Raw genomic sequence first — 21,037 nt, 5'->3', positions numbered from 1 at the left:
TCACGACCCCAGCAGGATGGACTGGAACTCGGCCTGGTACTTCTGCTCCTCGGCGCCCGAGAGGGTGCGGAAGATGTGGGCCTGCGACAGCGTCTCCTCGTTGGGGAAGATCAGCTGGTTCTCGGCGAGCTCGGGATCCATGGCCGTGGCGGCCTCCTTCGCGCCGACGACGGGGGTGATGTAGTTCACCCACGCCGCGACCTCGGCGGCGACCTCGGGCTCGTAGTAGTAGTTGATGAGCGTCTCGGCGTTGGTCTTGCGCGTCGAGCCGACGGGGACGAGGAAGTTGTCGTTCCACAGCGTGCCGCCCGCGGACGGGAGCGCGAACTCCCACTTGTCGCCGGCCTCGGCGTTCAGCACCGTGATGTCGCCCGACCACACGATCGCGGCGAGGGTGTCTTCGCTCTTCAGGTCTTCGAGGTACGAGTTGCCCTTGATGTTGCGGACCTGGCCGTCCTCGACCTGCTGGCGCAGGACCTCGATCGCGGCGGAGTACTCCTCGTCGCCCCAGTCGCCGGTGATGTCGACGCCCATGTCGAGCATGATGCAGCCCATCGTGTCGCGCATCTCGGAGAGCACGCCGACGCGCCCCTTGAGGGAGGAGTCCCAGAGGTCGGAGACGCTGGTGAGGCCGCCGGGGATGGCCTCCTTGTTCCAGGCGATGCCGGCGAAGCCGCCCTGCCACGGCACCGAGAACTTGCGGCCGGGGTCGAAGTCGGGGTCGGCGAGCGCGGGAGTGAGGTTCGCGAGGTTCGGGATGTTGTCGTGGTCCAGCTCCTGCGTGTAGCCGAAGCGGATCCAGCGGCCGACCATCCAGTCGGTGAGGCAGACCGTGTCGGCGCCGATGTCCTTGCCGAGGGCGAGCTGGTCCTTGACCTTGCCGTAGTAGGTGTTGTTGTCGTCGACGGCGACCTCGTAGTTGACCTCGATGCCGGTCTCCTCGGTGAACCGGACGAGCGTGGGGTAGTTGCCGTCGTCGTCCTCGTCGATGTACGCGGCCCAGTTGGCCCAGTTCAGGGTCTTGTCGGTGGCGGACTTGTCGGCCGCGGGGGTCGGCTTCGCCTGGCCGCCGCCGGTGGAGCATGCGGCGAGCGCGAGCGCGGTCGCGCCGGCACCGGCGCCGGCGAGGAGCGTGCGACGATTCAGCTGCGACTGGCGCGCCTGTGCGATCAGCGAGCGGATCATCGGGTCTTGGGGCAGGGGCCGTGTGCTCACGAGGGACTCCATTTCGGTTGCAAGCGCATGCGGGGTGGGAAGATACTGACACACTGCATGGCATCAACGCACCAATTGATGTCCGAATCGTTAATTTCTCGGAACGATCTGTACGGATTCCGTTTCCAATCGGGACTTACACGGCGGAATCGGTTGCTGCTGCCGCGGAAGGCCACGTCCGTCGCACGGTCGCCCCGCCCGGCGCCCTCAGCCACAGCTGCGACGCGCCCTCGTCGAGGAGCGGCGGCAGCGACCGGTCGGCGACGAGCGCGCGGTACTCGGGTGCCCCGCCGCGCACGAGGATCGTCGCGGTCTCGCGGATCGTCGGCAGGAGCGACCAGTGCGCCGACCACGCCTCGGGGCTGCCGACCGCGACGACCGCGGCCCCCGGACGGGCGAGCGCGGCGAGCGCCGCGGCGTCGGCGTGGGGCCCGAGCAGGACGGGCGCGTGGCCCGCGCCGCGCAGGACCTCGGCGTCGGCGGTCGGACTCGTCGTCACGAGCGCGACGCGCGCGCCCGGTTCGAGCTCGAGCGGCGGGACCCGCGCCGCGAGTCGCGCCGGCGCCGGTCCGCTCGGTCGCTGCGCGTCGACGACCTGCACGCGCCGCCCCCGCCACTGGCCCGAGCCGGGCACCTCCACCGGCCGCCAGAGCTCGCCCGCTCCCCCGGCCTGCACGAGCTCGGCGCGCGTCGCGTGGCGCAGCAGGAGGCGGATGCCGAACCCGTCGCGGAGCGCGTGCGGGACGCCGAGCCACTGGGTCGCCGAGGCGGCGACCGCGAGCCCGCGGGCGCGCCCGGCGCGGATCAGCGCCTCGAGCCGCTCGAGCGCGAGCGCCCGGTGGTCGTCGGGCCACGAACGGAAGCGGGTGTCGAGCTCGTCGACGACGAGGAGCCGCAGGGCGGAACCGGCGGCCGGCTCACCGACGGCGAGCGACTCGATCGCGTCCCAGACGGCGCTGCGCGGCCCCTCGAGCACGGCGACCGACGAGTCGCCGTGCTCGGCGCGCACGACGGCGGCGATCGACTCGAGGGCGGTCGTGCGGCCGCTGCCCGGCATCCCGGCGACGAGGAGGTGGCCGTCGACCGCCGGATCCCACGCTGCCGCCGAGCGCCGCTGCCGCTCGGGCTCGTCGACGAGCCCGAAGCCGCGCGGGCCGGCGCCCCCGCCGGCGATCGCCGCCCCCGACTGCGCCGAGCCCGCCTGCGGGCCGCCCGTGCCTGCGCCGAGGAGCCCGCCGAGCTCGTCGGGGCCGACGCGGGGCGGCAGCGGATCGACCCACGGGCGGCGCGGCCGCACCAGGGCGGCGCTCGCCACGCGCGCGCCGAGCACGGACGCCTCGTCGGCGATCGCCGACTGGAACCGCACCGGCCGGCCGTCCCCGCGGTCGACGACCGCGCGGCCCGGAGCATCGGGTGCGATCTCGGCCGCCTCCTCGGTGCCGACGACCGCGAGGCTGTCGACACGTTGCATCACCCGCAGCGAGACGCGGATGGCGCAGTTCGCGGTGACCTGCTCGCGCACGACGCCGTTCGGCCGCTGCGAGGCGAGCACGAGGTGCACGCCGAGGGAACGGCCGCGCGCCGCGATGTCTGCGATGACCCCGCCGAGCTCGGGGAACCGCTCGATCATGGCCTGGAACTCGTCGACCACGATCACGAGACGGGCGAGCTGGACCTCCTCGCCGAGCTCGCGGAGATCGCGGGCGCCGACCCCGGCCAGCACGGACTCGCGGTGCCGGAGCTCGGCCCGCAGGCTCTCGACCGCCCGCAGCGCCTCGGCCTCGTCGAGGTCGGTGACGACGCCGACGACGTGCGGGAGCCGGCGGATCGGCTCGAAGGCCGCTCCGCCCTTGAAGTCGACGAGCAGGAACGAGACGAGGGCCGGCGGATGGGCGCGGGCGAGCGCCGTGAGCCAGGCGAGGAGGAACTCGCTCTTGCCGCTGCCCGTGGTGCCCGCCACGAGCGCGTGCGGACCGTGCTCGACGAGGTCGAGCACGAGCGGCCCCTCGACGGCCGTGCCGACGGCGACGGCGAGCGAGGTGCGGGCGTGCGCGCCGTCGATCGCGGCGGGCAGTTCAGCGAGCGCGACCCGCCGCGGGAGCGTCGCGTCGCCGCCGAGGTCGAGCTGCGCTGCGACGCCCGCCACGGCGTCGCCCCACCGCGTCGCCTCGACGAGGCCCACGAGCGCCGGTGCGATCGCGGCGGGTGCTGCGCCGTCGCGGTGGACGACCGCCGCCCGCGGTCCGGTGATGCGGACGACGGTCGCGAGGCCCGGCGGGAGGCACCGCAGCTCCTCGGCGACGACGAGCCGGTACGGGTCGTGCGGCTCGCTCCGATCGGAGCGACGCGGGCGCGCGCCCGCCCGTCCGCCGGGCGCGGCCTCGGTCTCGGACGCCGCGTCGAGGAGGCGCAGGCTCGGCGCGGAGCCGGCGCCCGCGGACCCCGCCGAACCGCCCGCGTGCGGCAACCGCAGCACCCACTCCCACTCGGGCCCTGACGACGCCGAGATCGCGATCGCCCGCGGATCGACGCGGCAGGCCAGTTGGACGAGCGCGGCACGGGCGGCCGAGCGCGCCAGCGCGAGCGGCCCGACGAAGCCGATCCCGTTCGAGGGGTCGGCGAGCACGGGCGCCTCGGCGAGCCGGGCCGCCGCCTCGAGCACGGCGCGGTCCCGCGCGTCGCACGGCACCCCGTCGACCCGGACGGCACTACGCGCGACCCCGGCGCCGATCACGACCGGCGGCGGCGTCCGATCGGTCCAGGCGGGCTGCGCGCCGCCCGACACGATCGACGAGGGCGACGGCGTCAGCCGCCAGGCCGCCCGGCGCTCGTGCTCATGGCGCGCCGAGATCTCGCCTCGGAGCTCGTCGAGGCGCGTGTCGCGGTCGGCGGCGGCCCGGCGGCGGCGACGTCGCGCCTGCCGCCGGGCGTCGAGCATCGAGGCGATCGCGACGACCGGCCCGAGCACGGCGAAGACGAGCGAGAACGGCGAGCCGGTGATCGCCCACAGCGCGAGCGCGCCGCCGATCGGGGCGAGCGTCGCGAGCACGGGGAACCCCGGTCGCTCGGGCTCGGGCGGAGCCTGGGGCAGCGCAAGCGGCAGCAGGAGCGGGCCGGGGCCGGCGTCGTCGGAGGGGTGCACCGTGACATCCGATCACCCCCGGTGCGCGCTCGCGCCGGCCGCTCTCGCGCCGTGGACGGTGCGCACCGCGCCCCCGCTGTGGAGGAACGGACTCAGGCGACGACGAAGGACTGCTCGGCGAGCTCGACCCGGCTGCCCCGCGGCACGAGGTAGCGCCGGCCCGGCTCGCATCGGAGCGCGCCGTCGTCGGGCCGCCGCACGACGGTGCCGTTGCCCGAGAACCGGTCGGCGACCCACAGCACGCCGTCGTGCTCGCCGAACTCGAGGTGGGTCTTCGAGACCGAGAGGGTGCGGTCGGCGATCTGCACGAGGTGGTCGAACTCCTCGCCGGGCTGGGGCAGCGGCCGTCGGCCGATGAGGCCGGTGCCGAAGACCGTCAGCGTCTCGCCGGTGCTGAAGCGCAGCGTGAACCTCGGTGCGGCCGGCTGCTCGACGGCCGGCGCTGCGGGACGGTCGCCCGCGGCATCGGCTGCGGCCTCGGGGATGGGCACGGGCGCCGCGAAGCCCTCGACGGGCACGCTGATGACGCCGCTGTTGCGCTGGGAGACGCGCAGCCGGTCGACCACCGTCGTGTCGCCGGGTCGCGGGTCGGCACGCCGCCGCGACTCGGGCGTCGCGCTCGTCGAGCTGCCGCATTCGCCGCAGAACATCGCCTCGGCGGGCAGCTCGGCACCGCAGATCCGACACCTCACGAACGTGCTCCTCTCCGGGTCACAGCGTACCCGCCGAGCGAGCGCAGCGAGATCGCCGCCCGCAGCCGGTCGATCGGGCGGCGCGTCTCGCCGAGGCGCCGCTGCAGTTCGTCGACCGTCTCCCAGACCCGGCGATCGTCGCCGTCGTCGGGTCCGCCGGGTGCGAACACGGCACGGTCGACGACCGAGGCGAGCACGAGCGGGCCGAGCCCGCCGACCATCGCCGCCTGCTCGGCGCGCGTCGCGTTCGGCACGATCGTGTAGCCGTAGTCGCTCGCGGTGTCGGCGAACTCGCGCCAGCCGCCCTCGATGCGTTCGACGGTGGTGCCGGCGCGACGGCGCAGTCGGCGGCGCCGGAGCTTCGCGACCATGACGGCGAGGAACGGGCTGAGGATCGCGGCGAGGCCGAGGACCACCACCCCCGAGACCTCGAGCACCGCGAGGAGTCCGGCGAGCCAGCCGGCCCCGCCGTCGGACGGGTCGTCGGCGGAGGCATCCGGCTTCGTGGCGTCGTCGTCGACGGGCGTGAGCTCCGCGGGCGGCGGCAGGGCCGACTGCGGTCTCGACACGCTCTGGGGCTGATCGGGCTCGGGAGGGGGGATCGGCCGCACCGGCGGGTTGGGGTCGACGGCGACCCACTCGCCGTGGGAGTCCTGCACCTCGATCCACGCCTGCCGGTCCTGGCTGCGGAACCGCACCACGTCGGACTCGACGTCGTACTCGGTGCCGGGCTGCCGCAGGTACCCGACGACCACCCGTGCCGGGAACCCGATCCGGCGGGCCATGAGCGCCGCGGCGACGGCGTACTGCTCGCCGTCCCCGACCATCGGCCGCTCCGAGGCGAGCTCGGCGATCCGGTCGAGCGCGTGACCCGACCGGCTCCGCTCGCGGTCGAGGCCGTGACTCACGTACCCCTCGCGGTGGAAGCCCTCGATGACGGCGGCGAGGCGCTGCCCCTCGGCGTTCGCGGGCGGCGCCCACTCGTCGAGGAGGTCCTCGAGCTCGTCGGGCAGCTCGGGCATCGGGGGCAGCACGCTCGTGCCCGGGCGCAGCACCGAGACGTCGCGCGGCGGAGCCGGCACCATCGACGTCGCGGTGTACCGGTCGCCGTCGCGGAGCCCCTGCTGCACCGCCGCCGTGCCGGTCACGTCGTTGTAGAAGAACCCCTCGGCGAGCTCGTCGGCGCGCGGCCCCCCGAAGTCGATGCGCTCGAGCCGGCCGATGCCGGGCACCCACACGTCGTCGTAGCCGAGGATCGAGACGTCGATCCGCTGCGACTCGCCGTAGTCCTCGGGCTGGTCGAGGCGGTACGGCACCCGGCTGAACCTGCCCGAGAGCCCGTTGCCGTCGTCGCCGCCCACCGAGTACACGATGCCGTCGTAGCTGTCGAGCACCGCGACCCGGAGGCCGGCCCTGGGCGGGAGACCGCGCACCTCGAGCATCGCCTCCTCGGCGACCTCGTCGCCGAACGCGGTGCGGAACCCGGCCAGCGGGCTGTCGTGCTGCTGCGGTTCGAACGGCGGCTGCAGCTCCGAGCGCACCACGGTGCGCGCGGGCACCGGCAGCACGACGGCGGCGGCCGTCGCCCCGACGAGGGCGACCGCGATGAGGGCGGATGTCCCGACGACGCGCCGCGCGTCGGCGAGCGTCGCCTCGACCGGCCGGCCGCTCGGGATCCGGCGGCGCTGGGCGATCCTGATGCGGGCGAACCACGCCACGGCGGTCACGAAGAACGCGAGGCCGGCCTCGAGGGCGAAGGTCGAGTGCACGACGCCGAGCGCGATGCCGGCGAGGAGGAGCACCGCGGGCGGCAGCACCGCGAACGCCGGACGGCGGGACCGGAGCGCGATCGTCACGGCGCTCGTCGAGGCCACGAGGCCGAGCAGGAAGGGCGGCACGAGGAGCGCCTGGTACGAGCCGACGGGGACCGCGATCGTGACGAGCTGCTTCCACGACAGGGCGGCCCCTGACACGAGCTCCGCCAGGCCGGCGGGGGTCGGGAGGAGGCCGAACAGCGCGCGGTCGGGGACCGCGACGGCCACGCCGAGCACGAGATACGCGGCCACGACCGCGAGCACGACCACCCAGGCCGGAGCCCGGAACCGGGCCCCGGCGACGCCGATCGCCGCACCCGCGACGATCGCGGCGCCCGCCGCGGTGAAGAACGCAGGGCTCTCGTACGTCGGCCACCACGGGATCATCGCGGCGGCGAGCATCGCCAGCACGAGCGCGACGCTGATCGCCGTCGACCACCACCCCCGCCCCGCGGCGGGCGCCATCCCCTCGCGGGCGGTCATGCGACCGACGCCGATCTCGCGAGCATCGCGCGGAGGTCCTCGAGGTAGCCGATGCCGAACACGGTGAGGCCCGCGACGGTGCGGGCGGTGGGCTCGCCCTCGGGCGAGCACTGCACGGCGACGACGTCGACCCCGGCGGGCACGCGGCTCGCGGCCGAGCGCAGCGGGCCGATGCCGCGCGCGGTGCCGGTGACGAGCACCGCGAGCGAGAGTCCGTGCAGCGATTCCGCGGCGCTCCGGGCGACGTCGGGCAGGAGGGCGACGCGCTCCTCCCGCTCGACGACGCACAGCGCGTCGACCAGCCGGTCCCGCGACACCGTCGGGAGCTCGCGCATCGACCCGACGCGGCCGGCCTGACGCCCCGAGACGACGAACGAGACGCTGCGCGCATCGCGGATCGCGCGGGCGCCCACGGAGGCGGCGGCGCTCACCGCGAGCTCGAACTCGGCCTCGCTCGCGTACGCCCCGGCGTCGAGGTCGAGCACGACCATCAGCCGGCTGCGGCGGGACTCCTCGAACTGGCGCACCATGAACGTGCCGGTCTTCGCCGAGCTCTTCCAGTGGATGTACCGCCGGTCGTCGCCGGGGACGTACTCGCGGAGCGCATGGAACGCGATGTCGCTCGAGGTGAGGTCGCGGGTCGGCGAGCCCTCGAGGTCGCGGATGAACCCGCTGCTGAGCGCGGCGATCGGCACCGTGCGCGGGTGCACCTTGAGCTCGGCGGTCTCGGACCAGACGATCTCACGGCGCATCAGGCCGATGGGGTCGGCGCGGACGGTGCGCGCCGGACCGATCGGCACGATGCCGCGATGGTCGGTCGGGATGCGGAACTGCACCTCGTACTCGCCGCCCCTGGCGAGCCCGGGGAGCACCCGTTCGACGACCGCGGCCCCGACGGGCAGTTCGAGCTGCACGCCGCCGAACCGACGGCGGCCGGGGTTGACGGCGACGAGGCGCGCCTCGGCGTGCTCGCCGACGACGACCCGCGGGATCGGCACGACCAGGCGCACCTGGCCGGCCCCGCGGCCCACGAGCCAGAGCGCCGCCGCGGCGAGCAGCACGACGAAGGCCCACCCGAGCGCGATCACCTCGAGCAGGCCGAAACCGTAGCCGACCACGAGCGCGAGCACCGCGGCGGCGAGCACGCACCACCCGAGCGGGGTCACGACGCCCTGCACGGCCCGCACCGACCCGGCGGCGAACGCCCCGGCCGCGGCGGCCGCACGAACGGCGCGGCCGATGACGACCGCCAGGACGCCCTCGTTGCGGGCCTCCTCGGGGATCGTCGTGCGGGTGGCGCCGAGGGTCACATCGCCTGCCTCGTGGAGGGCGGCGGCGTCTCGATGAGCACCTGCGCGATCATGTTCGAGGCGGTGACGCCGTCGAACTCGGCTTCGGGGTCGAGGATGAGCCGGTGCGCGAGCACGGGCTCGGCGAGGGCCTTGACGTCGTCGGGCACCACGTAATGCCTGCCGCGGCCGGCGGCGTGGGTCTTCGCCGTGCGGATGAGGGCGAGCGCACCGCGCACGCTCACCCCGAGGCGCACCTCGCGCGCCGTGCGGGTCGCGTCGACGAGCCTCGAGACGTAGTCGTGGATGGTGGGGTCGACGAACACGGTGCGGGCGAGCGCGGCGAGCTCGATCACCTCGGCGGCGTCGACCTGCGGCTCGACCCGGTGGTCGTGGGCCCGCTGGTCGGCGCCCTCCAGGATCCTGATGGTCGACGCGTGGTCGGGGTAGCCGATCGAGGTGCGCATGAGGAAGCGGTCGAGCTGCGCCTCCGGCAGGCGGTAGGTGCCGGCCTGCTCGACCGGGTTCTGGGTCGCGATCACCATGAAGGGATGCCCCACGGGGTGCGACTGGCCGTCGACCGTGACCTGCCCCTCCTCCATCACCTCGAGCAGGGCCGACTGGGTCTTCGGGCTCGCCCGGTTGATCTCGTCGGCGAGCACGACGTTCGCGAACACCGGGCCGGCGTGGAACTCGAACAGTCCCGAGCGCTGGTCGTAGACCGTCACCCCGGTGATGTCGCCCGGCAGGATGTCGGGCGTGAACTGCACCCGGTTGCTCGTGCCGGAGACGGACTGCGCCATCGCACGCGCGAGCGACGTCTTGCCCGTGCCCGGCACGTCGTCGAGCAGGAGGTGCCCCTCGCTGAGCAGCGCGGTGAACGCGAGCCGCACCACCCTGTTCTTGCCGAGCAGCACCTCCTCGACGGCGCCGACGAGGCGGTCGAGGGTCGCCGCGAAACGCGCGGCGTCATCGGGGGACATCGTCATGACGGCTCCTTACTCGTCGCCACGTACCGGGCGGTCACACCGGCGACCTCAACATCCAACCAGACCCGGTCCCCCGGAACGACGCCGGAGATCTGGCAGCTCGTGGGCGTCTGGGCCCGCCGGCCGCGCTCGCCCTCGATGCCGCAGCTGAACGTCGCGGGGAGGCCGGAGTTGTCGGGCGGGCTCGTCCACGACCAGCTGGCGCCGCGGTCGTCCCAGAGGCGACTCGGCAGGGCGAAGGTGAGCGTCGGCGACGAGCCGGCCGGCAGCACCTTCGACCACGCGCCGCAACTGCCCCAGACGCTGCATCCCCGCACCTGGAACCGGCCGGTCTCGCCGAACTCGAACCGCCCGTCGAGCAGATCGCGCAGCCATCCCGAGCCGCGGAACTCGCGGATCGACCCGGGCACCTGGATGCCGTTCTCGTCGACGGCGACGATCTCGAGGCGCGGCGCGTCGGACTCGACGCCGCCGATGTACCGGTCCCAGGTCTCCGCGCCGTTCCAGCCCATCCCGCTGTCGACGGCGCCGACGCCGCCCGGCGCCGGCCGCACGACCGTGCCGACGACCGCGGTGTGCGCGCACCCGGCCCGGTTGTAGCCCCAGACAATGAAGGAGTAGCGCGCCGACTCGGTCGCCGTCCCGGTGAACCGGACGCTGGAGGTGTCGGGACCGACGCCGATCGTCTCGGCGACGGTGCCGCCCGTCGAGGGCGGCACGACCGAGCCGGGCGCCGGGGTGGTGACCGAGCAGGCCTGCGCGCCGCCCGGCACGGCGGTCTCCCCCACGACGAGCCGCTGCACGAAGTAGCCCGCGACGGCGTCGCCGTTGCCCGAGAACGGTGCCCACGTCACGGTCACGGTGCCGGCCGCCGCGTCGCCGGCCACGTCGAGCGCCCCGGCGACGGGTGCGCCGAACGGCGTCCCGGTGGTGGTCGCCTCCGTCCACGTCGCGAGCGCCGGGTAGGCCTGGTTGCGGGCGCTGACCGCGACCGGCACGCGGCTGCCGTTGACGATCGCCTGCGAGTCCACGCCGCAGAGCGACGCGGTGCACGCGGAGGCCGCGGAGATCTCGATCGAGACGCCGGCGACCGTCACGACGTAGGACCCGACCGCGCTGCCGGAGCCGCCGGAGACCGGGCTCCACTCGAGGCGGAGCCGCCCGTCGCGCGGGAGCGCGCGAAGCCCCTCGGCCGGCGGGGGGACGACGTCCGACCAGACCGCCCCCGGCACGGTCACCGGGTCGGACAGCCCGATCCCGTTGCGGGCCCTGACCTCGACGATGACCGCGTTCGACTGGCCGTTGCCGGGCGTCGCGATCGTGCAGTTCGTCGCCGCGCAGACGGTGGTCCTCAGCACCTCGCGCGAGTTCGGGTCGATCTGCGCGAGCTCGTAGCCGGTGATCGGCGAGTTGTTGAACGCGCCGGCACCGAACGCGATGTCGAGCGTGCCGTCGCCGAATCCGGTGAGGAGCGGCGAGATGACGGGCTCGGGGCGGTCCTGCACCGAGATCGTGACGGCGGCCCAGGCCCGGCGCGAGGGCTCGCCCGTGGCATCCTCGACCTGGTACCTGACCGTCGTGTTGACGGGCGCCGCCGTCGCCGAGACGGTGGCCGTGAGGGTCGCGCGATCCTCGCTCGGCGAGATCGCGACGCCGGGCGGCAGATCGCCCAGGTCGACGGCGACGACGCGCAGCGGCACGTCGGGGAAGGGGTTGGTGGCCTCGTCGTTCGCGAGCACGTCGACGGACACCGTGCGACCCCTCGCCGCGATCGCGAGGTCGTCGGCGGGGCGCGCCACGGGCTTCGTCGACGGCACCACGCGAAGCACGATCCGCCCGCCGCTGCCCTCGCCCGCCTCGTCGGCGACGCCGATGGAGACGGAGGACTCGGTGCCGAGCTCCGTCTCCGAGCGGGCGGTGATCGTGAGCTCGCTGCCGTCGAGCGCGACGTCGAAGCCCTCGGCCTCGGGCGGCAGCACCTCGTAGCTCAGCCCGTCCGTCGAGGACCCGGCCGGAAGCGTGAGCCTGCCCAGGTCGATCGTCTTCCGCTCACCCGGTTCGAAGTCGAGGACCCCGCCGGCGAACGCCGGGGGCTCGTCCTCGTTCGAGCTGACCTCGATCGGGATGACGATCGTGCCGGTGCGCGCATCGGGATCGTCCGCCTCGCCGTCGGTCGCCGTGAACGAGATCGACGCGGGACCGACGTAGCCCGGCTCGCTCTGGAACCGGAGCGTGTCGCGGTCGACGACGAGCGGCGAGCCGTCGCTGTGGGAGGCGAGCACGCTCGCCTCGTCGGTGATGCGCACGGGCCGGCCCGAGGCGGCGATGACGAAGTCGGCCAGCTCGAGCTCGATCGACTCGCCGCTGCGCACCTCGACGTCGGGCGCGTCGGCGCGGAGCTGCGGCAACGCGTCGTCGCGGCCCGGCACCCACACGAACGCGTACGCGGTGACCGCGGGTTCCTCGGGGTGGGAGACCACGAACGGGATGATGCGCCGGCGGTCCTCGACCGCGACGCGGATCGAGCCGTCGTCGAGCACCTCGGCGCCTCTCCGGTAGCCGTCGACGAGGTCGACGCCGAGCTTGCGCTCGTCGCCGTCGGCGAGGAAGACCCCGCGCAGCACCGGGACGTCGACCGACTCCACGCCGACGATGTCGGTGAGCGTGAGCACCGTGTCGGATGCCTCGGGGCGGGCGAGCGGCGCGTCCTCGCTCGCGGCGACGGTGAGGTAGCTCGAGGCCCGGCCGAGGGTGTCGTTCTCGATGGTGTAGGCGAACCCGAACTCCCCCTCGTCTGCGGGCACGTCGATCTCGAGGCGATCGTCCACGATGCGCGCCTCGCCCCCGCTCTGCGGCACGACGTCGACGATCTCGAGCGCGCCGCCGGCCGGGTCGAAGTCGTTGTCGAGCACCGGGACCGTGATGGTGCGGTCGGGCCGCACCGTGATGACGTCCTCGACGGCCACGGGTGCCGCCGGGCGCTCGCTCCGCGGAGCGATGCCGATGCGCACCGTGCCCTCCGCACGACCACCGAGCGCGTCGATGACGGCGTAGGCGAAGGTGTCGGTGCCCGCCGAGTAGTCGGCGGCGCGATAGTCGAGCCAGTCGGGCCCGGTCGCCTCGACGGCGCCGAGCTCGGTGTTCGACTGCTGCCCGAGCAGTTGCACCGAGTCGCCGTCGGGGTCGATGCCGCCGAGCGGGATGCGGACGCGCGCCGTCGCGCCCGCGATCACCCGCGCGTCGACGGCCTCGGGCACGGGGCCGGCGTTCGTCTCGGGGTCCGCCTCGTTGACCGAGATCGACACGGTCGCGGTCGCGGACTGGCCGCGCTCGTCCTCGACGCGATAGACCGCGGTGTACGTGCCCGGCGCCTCGGGAGCGAAGTAGCGGAGGCGGTCGCCCGAGGCGAACAGCAGCCCCTCATCGGGCTTCGACACGAGCTCGGGCGAGAGCAGCAGCGGGAGGCCGTCGGGATGCTCGTCGTTCGCGAGCACGGGGATGTCGATCACGTCGCCCGTGCGCACCGAGACCGAGTCGTCCGCGGCGACCGGGGGCTGCGGGAGCGCCGGCTCGGGCACCTGGACGAGCGTGACCTCGCCCTCGGCCTCGGCGATGCCGTTGCTCACGCGGTAGGCGAAGCTCGTCGACCCCGACTCGAGCGGAGCCGTCAGGGTCACCCGCAGCAGGCGGTGCTCGACGACCTCGATCTGCACGCCGGGCACGTCGCGTGCGGCGTCGGTGAGCACGAGCACCCCGCCGGTCGGGTCGATGTCGGTGGCGAGCACGTCGACGTCGGCCGGATCGCCGACGCGCAGGAAGGCCGTGTGCGGCACCGTGATGGGCGTCGGATCGCGGTCGGGCGGCGGCTGCACGTCGACGCGGACGACGCCGGTCACGGGCGCCCCGCCGTCGCTGACCGTGTACTCGAGGTGATGGGTGCCGATCGCGAGGCTCGAGAAGCGGAAGGTGCCGCCGTCGAAGTCGGGCGTGATCTTCACCTCGGGCTTCGCCGGCACCGCCGTCAGGCCGACCCGGCCGGTGCCCCCGTGGACGTGCCTGAGCGGATCGATCCTGATCTCCTCGCCGGCGGTCGCGAGCGCGATGAAGGGCTCGGCGACGATCGGCACCTCGCCCGCGGGGTGGACGGTGATCTCGAGCGTGCCCGATCCCTCGGCGCGGCCGTCGGAGACGACGAGCGGCACGACGCGCTCGCCGGTGGTGCTCCGGCGCTCGTGGAACACGACGGCCCCCTCGGCCGACCACGAGACCCCGTCGGGCGCGTCCACCGAGGCCTCGGCGAGGAACACGGGGTCGCCGTCGGGGTCGACCCAGTCACCGAGCACCGGGGCGGTGAGCCGGCCGTCGACGGCGACGTCCTCGTGGATGCGCCTGCGTTGCTCCGGTGCGGCGTTCTCGTCGGCGCCGCGCACGGTGACCTCGACCTCCGCCGTGGCGCTGCCGCCGTGTCCGTCGCCGACGCGGTAGGCGAAGCGGAGCACCCCCGTGGCCTCCTCGGCGAGGGTGAGCTGCAGTTGCTGGTTGTCGGAGACGAGGTCGAGCCGCGCCCACTCGGGCAGCTGCTCCTCGGGCTGCTCGAGCATCAGCACGTCGCCGTTCGCGTCGTAGTCGTTGAGCAGCACCGGCAGCAGCGTCGACCTGCCGGGACGTGCGCCGAAGACGTCGTCCTCGGCGACCGGGTCGACGCTGCGCTTCTCGATAGTCGGCCGGTCCTCGGGATCGTTGCGCTCGAGCTGCTCGTCGTCCTGCTCGAGGTCGAGCAGGTCCCTCCAGTTGTCGATGCGCTGGTACTCGCGGCTCGCCGCCCAGGTGCGCCCGTTGCCGCGGTCGTTGAGCACGAGGGCGGAGCCGTTCGCGAGATAGGCGAGGTCGTCGCCGGTGGCGCCCTCGAGCGTGAACAGCTCGCCGGGAGCGCCGTCGCAGGACCGCCAGGCGCCGTCGCCGGCCCACGCGGCGTGGACGCAGCCGTCGTGCACGACCGGGGCGACCGGCGCCCCCGAGCGATCGGCCGTCGCACGACGCACCGCACCGCTGTCGGGGTCGACGGCGAGGAGCGCCCGGCGGGTGGCGAGCCAGATCTCGCCGGGCGTCGACGACGCGGCCTGCAGGCGCACCTCGTCGCCGGCCCCGATCTCCTTCGAGAGGTCGACCGGCCGCGAGTCGACCGTGAGCACCCCGGTGTCGACGTCGAGGACGGCCCAGCTTCCGCCCGCGGAGGTGATCTGCACCTCGTGATCGGCGGCCGGGGGGATCCGCCACTCGGACGAGACCGTCGCGCTCCCGGCCGCGTCGACCTCGACGACCTCGCCGGTCGAGGGCGTGACGGCGAACATCAGGCCGTCGGGATCGACCGAGATCACGGCGTCCGCGCCGAAGCTCAGCGCCGCGTCGGAGTCGGCCTCGAACTCGGGGAACTCGGCGAGCGGCGTGCGCCAGACGTCGCCGTTCGCGGCGATCACGACCTGCGGGCCGGCGAGCGCGAGCGTCGTGACCTCGGGCGGCACGGCGACCGGCTGGGTCAGCTCGCTCGTCGCCGCGTCGACGATGCCGACGCTCGAGCGATCCGGGTCGAGGACGAGCACCGTCGGCCCCCGCTGCACGATGCTCGCACCGCCGCCCGTCTCGACGACCGAGTTCAGCTCGAGCGCCGCGGTGCTCGCACGGCCGACCGACTGCGCGCTTTCGTTCGCGACCCACACCGCGGCGTCGCCGAGGTCGACCCGCTGCGAGGCGTAGCCGCCGCTCGTGACCGCGATCGTGCCCACGAGACCGACCACCGCGGCCACCGAGACGCCGGTGATGACCGCCGAGCGGTGACGATGCGGGATCGCGAGCCGCATCAGCCGACGCCTTCCACCTCGACGCACCGCTCGGTGCTCGAGGCACCCGACTTGCCGTCGCGCGTGACCGTCACGCTCGCGCAGACGCGGTCGCGCTCCCCCGCGTCGACCGAGTAGCTGGTCTCGCGCTGCATCGGGGAGGCGGCCCCGTCGACCCTGACGATGTAGGCGTCACCCGACTGGAGGCCGGGGTCGACCCACTCGAACGTGACCTCGGCGCCGACGGCGCTGCCGTTGACCTCGGTGACGACCGGGATGGAGCGCGTGTTCTGGATGACCGTGACGACGCCCGCGCCGACGAGCGCGAGCAGCAGCACCGCCACGATCGAGATCCCCCAGGCGAGCCGACCGGCCGTCGGCGGCGAGCTGCGCCCCCGCGAGCCGGTCGTCTCCGCGAGACCCGTCCGGGAGGAGGCCGAGGGCCGCTGCACCGCTGCGCGACGGCGGCGCCGCGCGAGCTCCGCGGTCGGCCGCGCCGGATTCACCCTCGTGCGCTCGTCGAGGTCGACCGCGGTGGCCAGCGCCCAGTCGTCCATCGCGACCTCGATCGGCGTCTGCGGGAGCCCGAGCTCCTCCTCGACGGCCTGGAGGTCGCGGATGAACTCGAGCGCGCCGCTCTGCCTGGCCTTCGGCTGCTTCGACATCGCCCGGGCGAGCACCGCCTCGAGGCTGGCCGGCACGTCGACCCGCCCGGTGGGCGGGAGCTTGCCCTTCGAGATGCGCGAGATGAGGGCCTGCGCCTGGTTGTCGCCCCCGATCACCTCGAACGGGCTGCGGCCGGCGAGGAGCGAGTAGACGGTCGCGCCGAGCGACCAGACCTCGCTCGCGACGGTTCCGGAGATCTCGTCGCGGAGCACCTCGGGGGCCGACCAGGGGATCGAGAGGCCCATCGGGTCGGACGTCTCGGCCTGCCCGAGCGTGGCCGCGATGCCGAAGTCGGAGAGCACGGGGTGCCCGTACGCCGTGGTGAGGATGTTCGAGGGCTTGATGTCGCGGTGCAGCACTCCCGAACGGTGCGCCGTCTCGATGGCGCTCGCGATCCTGACGCCGATCGACAGCACCTCGCCGAGGGGCAGTTGCACGGCGCGGTACCGCTGGCCGATCGAGGCCGAGCAGTACTCCATCACGAGGTACGGGCGTCCGTCGGCGGCGACGCTCGCCTGGTAGACCGTCAGGATCGACGGGTGCGAGCTCAGTTGGGCCATGAGGTTCGCCTCGGCCTGGAACATCTGGCGGAGGTCGTCGTTCACGACGCCCGCGAGCAGCACCTTCACCGCGACGAGCCGGCGCGGCATGTTCTGCTCGTAGAGGAACACGTCGGCGAACCCGCCGGAGCCGAGCACCCGGATGAACTCGAAGCCCGGGAGCGTCGGCGGGGTGGATGGAAGACGTCGCGTCACGTTCCTCCCTGTGCTCCTCGGGTCGTCTTCGGCAGGGTCGGTGGAGACGTGGGCCCGGTGCCCACCATTGTAGGCTTCCGGCGCCGCAGGACATCAGGCCCGGCGGCCCCGGAATCGGGCCGTCGTCAGGCCCTCGTCAGGCCCTCGCCGCCTCGCCGCCCTCGCCGTCGAGCTCGGGGTCGGCGCTCGGGTCGGGACGCACGACCTTCAGCACGTCGACGACGATCACCGTGATGTTGTCGCGCCCGCCGTTGCCGAGTGCGGCGTCGACGAGCTGCGCCGCGGCCTTCTCGGCGTTCGGGTTGGCGAGGAGGAAGTGGCGGATGCCGTAGGAGGTCAGCTCCTTCGTGAGCCCGTCCGAGCAGATCAGCAGCCGCATGCCCGCCTCGACGGCGATCGCGCGGTAGTCGGGGATCGGCGCCTCGTGGAACCCGACGGCCCGCGTGATCACGTTGGAGTGCGGGTGGGTGTCGGCCTCCTCGCGGGTGATCTGCCCCGCGTCGACCAGTTCCTGCACGATCGAGTGGTCGACGGTGAGCTGCTCGAGCACGCCGCCGACGAGCCGGTACACGCGGGAGTCGCCGATGTTGAAGACGATCCAGGCCGGCTCGTCGGAGATGGTGCCGAGCGCCGCGCCCGTGACGGTCGTGCCGCTGCCCTCGTCGGTGACCCCGGCGCCGCGGCCCATGTCCTGTACGGCGTGATGGAGCGAGGCGTCGATCTCGGGGGTGCCGATCGCGGCCTTCCCGCCGTGCTCGGCGAGCCGCGTGACGACCGCCGCGCTCGCGAAGTCGCCGGCGGCGTGGCCGCCCATGCCGTCGGCGACGGCGAACACGGGCGACTGGGCGACGTAGCTGTCCTCGTTGACCTCGCGGCGCAGCCCGGTGTCGGTGATCGCGGCCCAGGCGAGGGTGACCTCGGTGCCGTCGGGCAGCGCGACCCGGTGGCGGGCGTTGCCGTTGCCTATCTGCGTCACGTGTTCGGCCTGCTGTCTGCTCTGAGCGTCGGATCGACTCCCGGGGGTCGGAGGATCTCGATGATCGTATCGTCTCCGAGGTCGAGCCTCATGCCCGGAACGACCACGATGGACTCGCCCGCCCGCAACCGGCGGACCCCGTTCGGGCCGAGCACGGTGGTGCCGTTCGTCGAGCGGAGATCGCTCGCGACGAGCCGCTCGCCCTCGACCCGCAGCTCGAGGTGGGTGGACGACACCACCCGCCCGGGTGACGCCACGCGCACGAGCTGCGGCGCCGGGCCGTCGACCGCGGCGATCCGCGGCGCGGCGGGCCTCCGGCCGACGAAGACCGGGCCAGAGGGGGTGAACGGCGCACCCCCCGCGATCCGCACGCTCGGCACCGCGCGATCGAGGTCTCCGGCGGCGCCCTCGACGACCGCGTTCGGCCCGCTCGGCGGGCCCGACGCGTCGTCGCGCCTCGCGGTGAGCACAGTGTCGACGTCGACGGCCGGATGCCTCGAATGGACCGTGTCGGCGTCGCCCGCGGCCCGCTCGGGCTCGATCGCGTCGCCGCGCCGCCACTCGATCGCGGAGGCCCGCAGGCTGGCACGGGCGTGGCCGACGACGGTGCCGCCGCCGAGCGGCGCGAGCGGTGCACCCGCCGCCGTGAGGCGGATCCCGTCGACCTCGCGGAATTCCGCGAGATGCCAGGGGCGGATGCCTCGCGCGTCGAACCGGCGGCTGCCGCCCGGTGAATCGAGGTCGACGACCGCATCGCCCCGCGCGACCGCGGTCACCTCGCCGGGGTCGCCCCCGCCCCACCACACGAGGGCGAAGTCGCCGCCCGCCTCGGCGAGCGGCGCCGGGATGAGCGAGATGAGCCGCTCCAGGCTCGGTCGCGGGTCGCCCGCCGCCTCGGCGAGCGCGTCGAGCACGCGCCGGTCGGCCGGCGCGCGGAGCACCGCGATGAAGCGTTCGCCGACGATCGAGTCCCAGGCCGGGGCGCCGGCGGTCGCGAGACTCGTGACCGACCCTGGAAGCATGTCGCCAGTCTGGCACTGCACGGTGCTCCCTGCGAGCCCGATCTGCACAGCGAAACGGAGTCGAATGCATGGAATCCGTTGTGCAACACCCAGAATTCGACGGATTCGCTTGCCAGAGGCATCCTTCACTGTCACAATCGAGTCCATGACGAACGCAAGTCGTTCCAACGGGCATCGGCCGGTGCAGCTCGATGAGGTCTCGAAGGCGATCATCGAGCAGCTCCAGGCCGACGGCCGACGCTCGTACGCCGACATCGGCAAGGCGGTCGGCCTCTCCGAGGCTGCCGTGCGGCAGCGCGTGCAGCGCCTGACCGAGTCGGGGGTGATGCAGATCGTGGCGGTGACCGATCCGATGCAGCTCGGCTTCACCCGCCAGGCGATGATCGGCGTCCGCGCGTCCGGCGACACCCGGGTGCTCGCCGAGCAGCTGGCCGAGATCCCCGAGATCGACTACGTCGTGCTCACCGCGGGCAGCTTCGACCTGCTCGCCGAGGTGGTGTGCGAGAACGACGAGGAGCTCATCTCCCTGCTCAACTCGCGCATCCGCAACCTCGAGGGCGTGAACTCGACCGAGACGTTCGTCTACCTCAAGCTCCAGAAGCAGTTCTACAACTGGGGCACTCGCTAAGAAGGGAAGATCATGACCGACACGGTCTACGACAACGGCGCACTGCAGCAGAAGGCGAAGGACCATCTCTGGATGCACTTCGCGCGGCAGTCCACGATGGAGACCTCGGGCGTGCCGATCATCACCCGCGGCGAGGGCCACCGCGTCTTCGACATCAACGGCAAGAGCTACATCGACGGCCTCGCCGGCCTCTTCGTGGTGAACGCCGGCCACGGCCGCAAGCGCCTGGCCCAGGCCGGTGCGAAGCAGGCCGAGGAGCTCGCCTTCTTCCCGATCTGGTCGTACGCCCACCCGAAGGCGATCGAGCTCGCCGACCGTCTCGCCGACTACGCGCCCGGCGACCTCAACCACGTGTTCTTCTCGACCGGCGGCGGCGAGGCCGTCGAGACCGCCTACAAGCTGGCGAAGAACTACTGGAAGCTCATGGGCAAGCCGAGCAAGTACAAGGTGATCTCGCGCGCGCTCGCCTACCACGGCACCCCGCAGGGCGCCCTCGCCGTCACCGGCCTGCCGATCAAGGCGCCGTTCGAGCCGATCACCCCCGGCGGCCTGCGCGTGCCGAACACCAACTTCTACCGCGCGGCCGACATGGGCGCCCCCACGGGCAGCGAAGAGGAGTTCGGCATCTGGGCGGCGAACCGCATCGAGGAGCAGATCCTCATGGAGGACCCCGACACCGTCGCGGCCGTCTTCCTCGAGCCGGTGCAGAACTCGGGCGGCTGCTTCCCGCCGCCCCCCGGCTACTTCCAGCGCGTGCGCGAGATCTGCGACAAGTACGACGTGCTGCTCGTCTCCGACGAGGTCATCTGCGCCTTCGGCCGCATCGGCCACATGTTCGCGTGCGACGAGTACGGCTACGTGCCCGACATGATCACCTGCGCGAAGGCCATGACCTCGGGCTACGCCCCCATGGGCGCGACGATCATCAACGAGCGCATCTACGAGCCGTTCTCGAAGGGCGACACGACCTTCTACCACGGCTACACGTGGGCGGGCCACCCCGTCTCGGCGGCCGTCGCGCTCGAGAACCTCGACATCTTCGAGGAGGAGAACCTCCTCGAGCACGTCCGCGACAACTCGCCGCTCTTCCGCGCCGAGCTCGAGAAGCTCAACGACCTGCCGATCGTCGGCGACGTGCGCGGGGCCGGCTACTTCTTCGCCGTCGAGCTCGTGAAGGACAAGGCCACGCGCGAGACGTTCAACGAGGACGAGTCGGAGCGCCTGCTCCGCGGCTTCCTCTCGACCGCGCTGTTCGATGCGGGGCTGTACTGCCGCGCCGACGACCGCGGCGACCCCGTGATCCAGCTCTCGCCGCCGCTCACGATCGGCGTTCCCGAGTTCCAGGAGATCGAGCAGATCCTGCGCAGCGTGCTCACCGAGGCGTCGAACCGCCTCTGATCGCACCGCCACCCGGGGGTGGGGGGGGGGGGGGGGGGGGCGCCCCCCCCCCCCCCCCCCCCCCCCCCCGCGCCCCCCCCCCCCCCCCCCGGCCCCCCCCCCCCCCCCCCCCCCCCCCCCCGCCCGCGCCC

The 21,037-nt window shown here is 73.7% G+C and carries 12 protein-coding genes; 2 read left to right on the top strand and 10 right to left on the bottom strand.

Annotated features, from left to right (window positions below):
- From ACFVSL_RS15970 to ACFVSL_RS15925, 10 genes are all read right to left on the bottom strand, one after another.
- On the bottom strand, positions 1-1,215 hold the full coding sequence (locus tag ACFVSL_RS15970; protein WP_386941961.1) for a PotD/PotF family extracellular solute-binding protein: 1,215 nt from the start codon (positions 1,213-1,215) through the stop codon (positions 1-3).
- Between the two features lie 136 nt (positions 1,216-1,351).
- Positions 1,352-4,357: an FtsK/SpoIIIE domain-containing protein gene (locus tag ACFVSL_RS15965; protein ID WP_386941960.1), complete on the bottom strand. Its 3,006-nt coding sequence runs from the start codon at positions 4,355-4,357 to the stop codon at positions 1,352-1,354.
- A gap of 92 nt (positions 4,358-4,449) precedes the next feature.
- On the bottom strand, positions 4,450-5,049 hold the full coding sequence (locus tag ACFVSL_RS15960) for a hypothetical protein (protein WP_386941959.1): 600 nt from the start codon (positions 5,047-5,049) through the stop codon (positions 4,450-4,452).
- Positions 5,046-7,346: a transglutaminaseTgpA domain-containing protein gene (locus ACFVSL_RS15955; protein WP_386941958.1), complete on the bottom strand. Its 2,301-nt coding sequence runs from the start codon at positions 7,344-7,346 to the stop codon at positions 5,046-5,048. Before ACFVSL_RS15955 ends, ACFVSL_RS15960 begins: the two co-directional genes overlap by 4 nt.
- Positions 7,343-8,656 (bottom strand): DUF58 domain-containing protein, encoded by a 1,314-nt coding sequence (locus ACFVSL_RS15950; protein ID WP_386941957.1) that lies wholly within the window; start codon positions 8,654-8,656, stop codon positions 7,343-7,345. Before ACFVSL_RS15950 ends, ACFVSL_RS15955 begins: the two co-directional genes overlap by 4 nt.
- Positions 8,653-9,624, bottom strand: a complete 972-nt coding sequence (locus ACFVSL_RS15945) for an AAA family ATPase (RefSeq protein ID WP_386941956.1) — start codon at positions 9,622-9,624, stop codon at positions 8,653-8,655. The genes ACFVSL_RS15950 and ACFVSL_RS15945 overlap by 4 nt, the downstream gene beginning before the upstream one ends.
- Positions 9,621-15,482, bottom strand: coding sequence for an Ig-like domain-containing protein (locus ACFVSL_RS15940; RefSeq protein ID WP_386941955.1), 5,862 nt, complete (start codon positions 15,480-15,482; stop codon positions 9,621-9,623). Before ACFVSL_RS15940 ends, ACFVSL_RS15945 begins: the two co-directional genes overlap by 4 nt.
- The gene (locus ACFVSL_RS15935; protein WP_386941954.1) at positions 15,482-16,882 is read right to left on the bottom strand and encodes a serine/threonine-protein kinase; all 1,401 of its coding nucleotides are present in this window, start codon (positions 16,880-16,882) and stop codon (positions 15,482-15,484) included. Before ACFVSL_RS15935 ends, ACFVSL_RS15940 begins: the two co-directional genes overlap by 1 nt.
- A gap of 136 nt (positions 16,883-17,018) precedes the next feature.
- Positions 17,019-17,858, bottom strand: coding sequence for a PP2C family protein-serine/threonine phosphatase (locus tag ACFVSL_RS15930; protein WP_386941953.1), 840 nt, complete (start codon positions 17,856-17,858; stop codon positions 17,019-17,021).
- Positions 17,855-18,880: an FHA domain-containing protein gene (locus ACFVSL_RS15925; RefSeq protein WP_386941952.1), complete on the bottom strand. Its 1,026-nt coding sequence runs from the start codon at positions 18,878-18,880 to the stop codon at positions 17,855-17,857. Before ACFVSL_RS15925 ends, ACFVSL_RS15930 begins: the two co-directional genes overlap by 4 nt.
- Before the next feature lie 145 nt (positions 18,881-19,025).
- Between ACFVSL_RS15925 and ACFVSL_RS15920 the strand changes: the two genes are divergently transcribed.
- On the top strand, positions 19,026-19,508 hold the full coding sequence (locus ACFVSL_RS15920) for an Lrp/AsnC family transcriptional regulator (protein ID WP_386941951.1): 483 nt from the start codon (positions 19,026-19,028) through the stop codon (positions 19,506-19,508).
- A 12-nt stretch (positions 19,509-19,520) separates the two neighbouring features.
- Positions 19,521-20,906 carry an aspartate aminotransferase family protein gene (locus tag ACFVSL_RS15915; protein ID WP_386941950.1) on the top strand — a complete coding sequence of 462 codons (1,386 nt, stop codon included), beginning with the start codon at positions 19,521-19,523 and terminating at the stop codon, positions 20,904-20,906.
- Positions 20,907-21,037: the final 131 nt, after the last annotated feature.

The organism is Agromyces sp. NPDC058064, assembly GCF_042885275.1.
In the GTDB taxonomy this organism is placed as follows: domain Bacteria; phylum Actinomycetota; class Actinomycetes; order Actinomycetales; family Microbacteriaceae; genus Agromyces.
The sequence above is the reverse complement of the archived record's forward strand: the minus strand, read 5'-3'. Positions and strand labels throughout refer to the sequence as shown.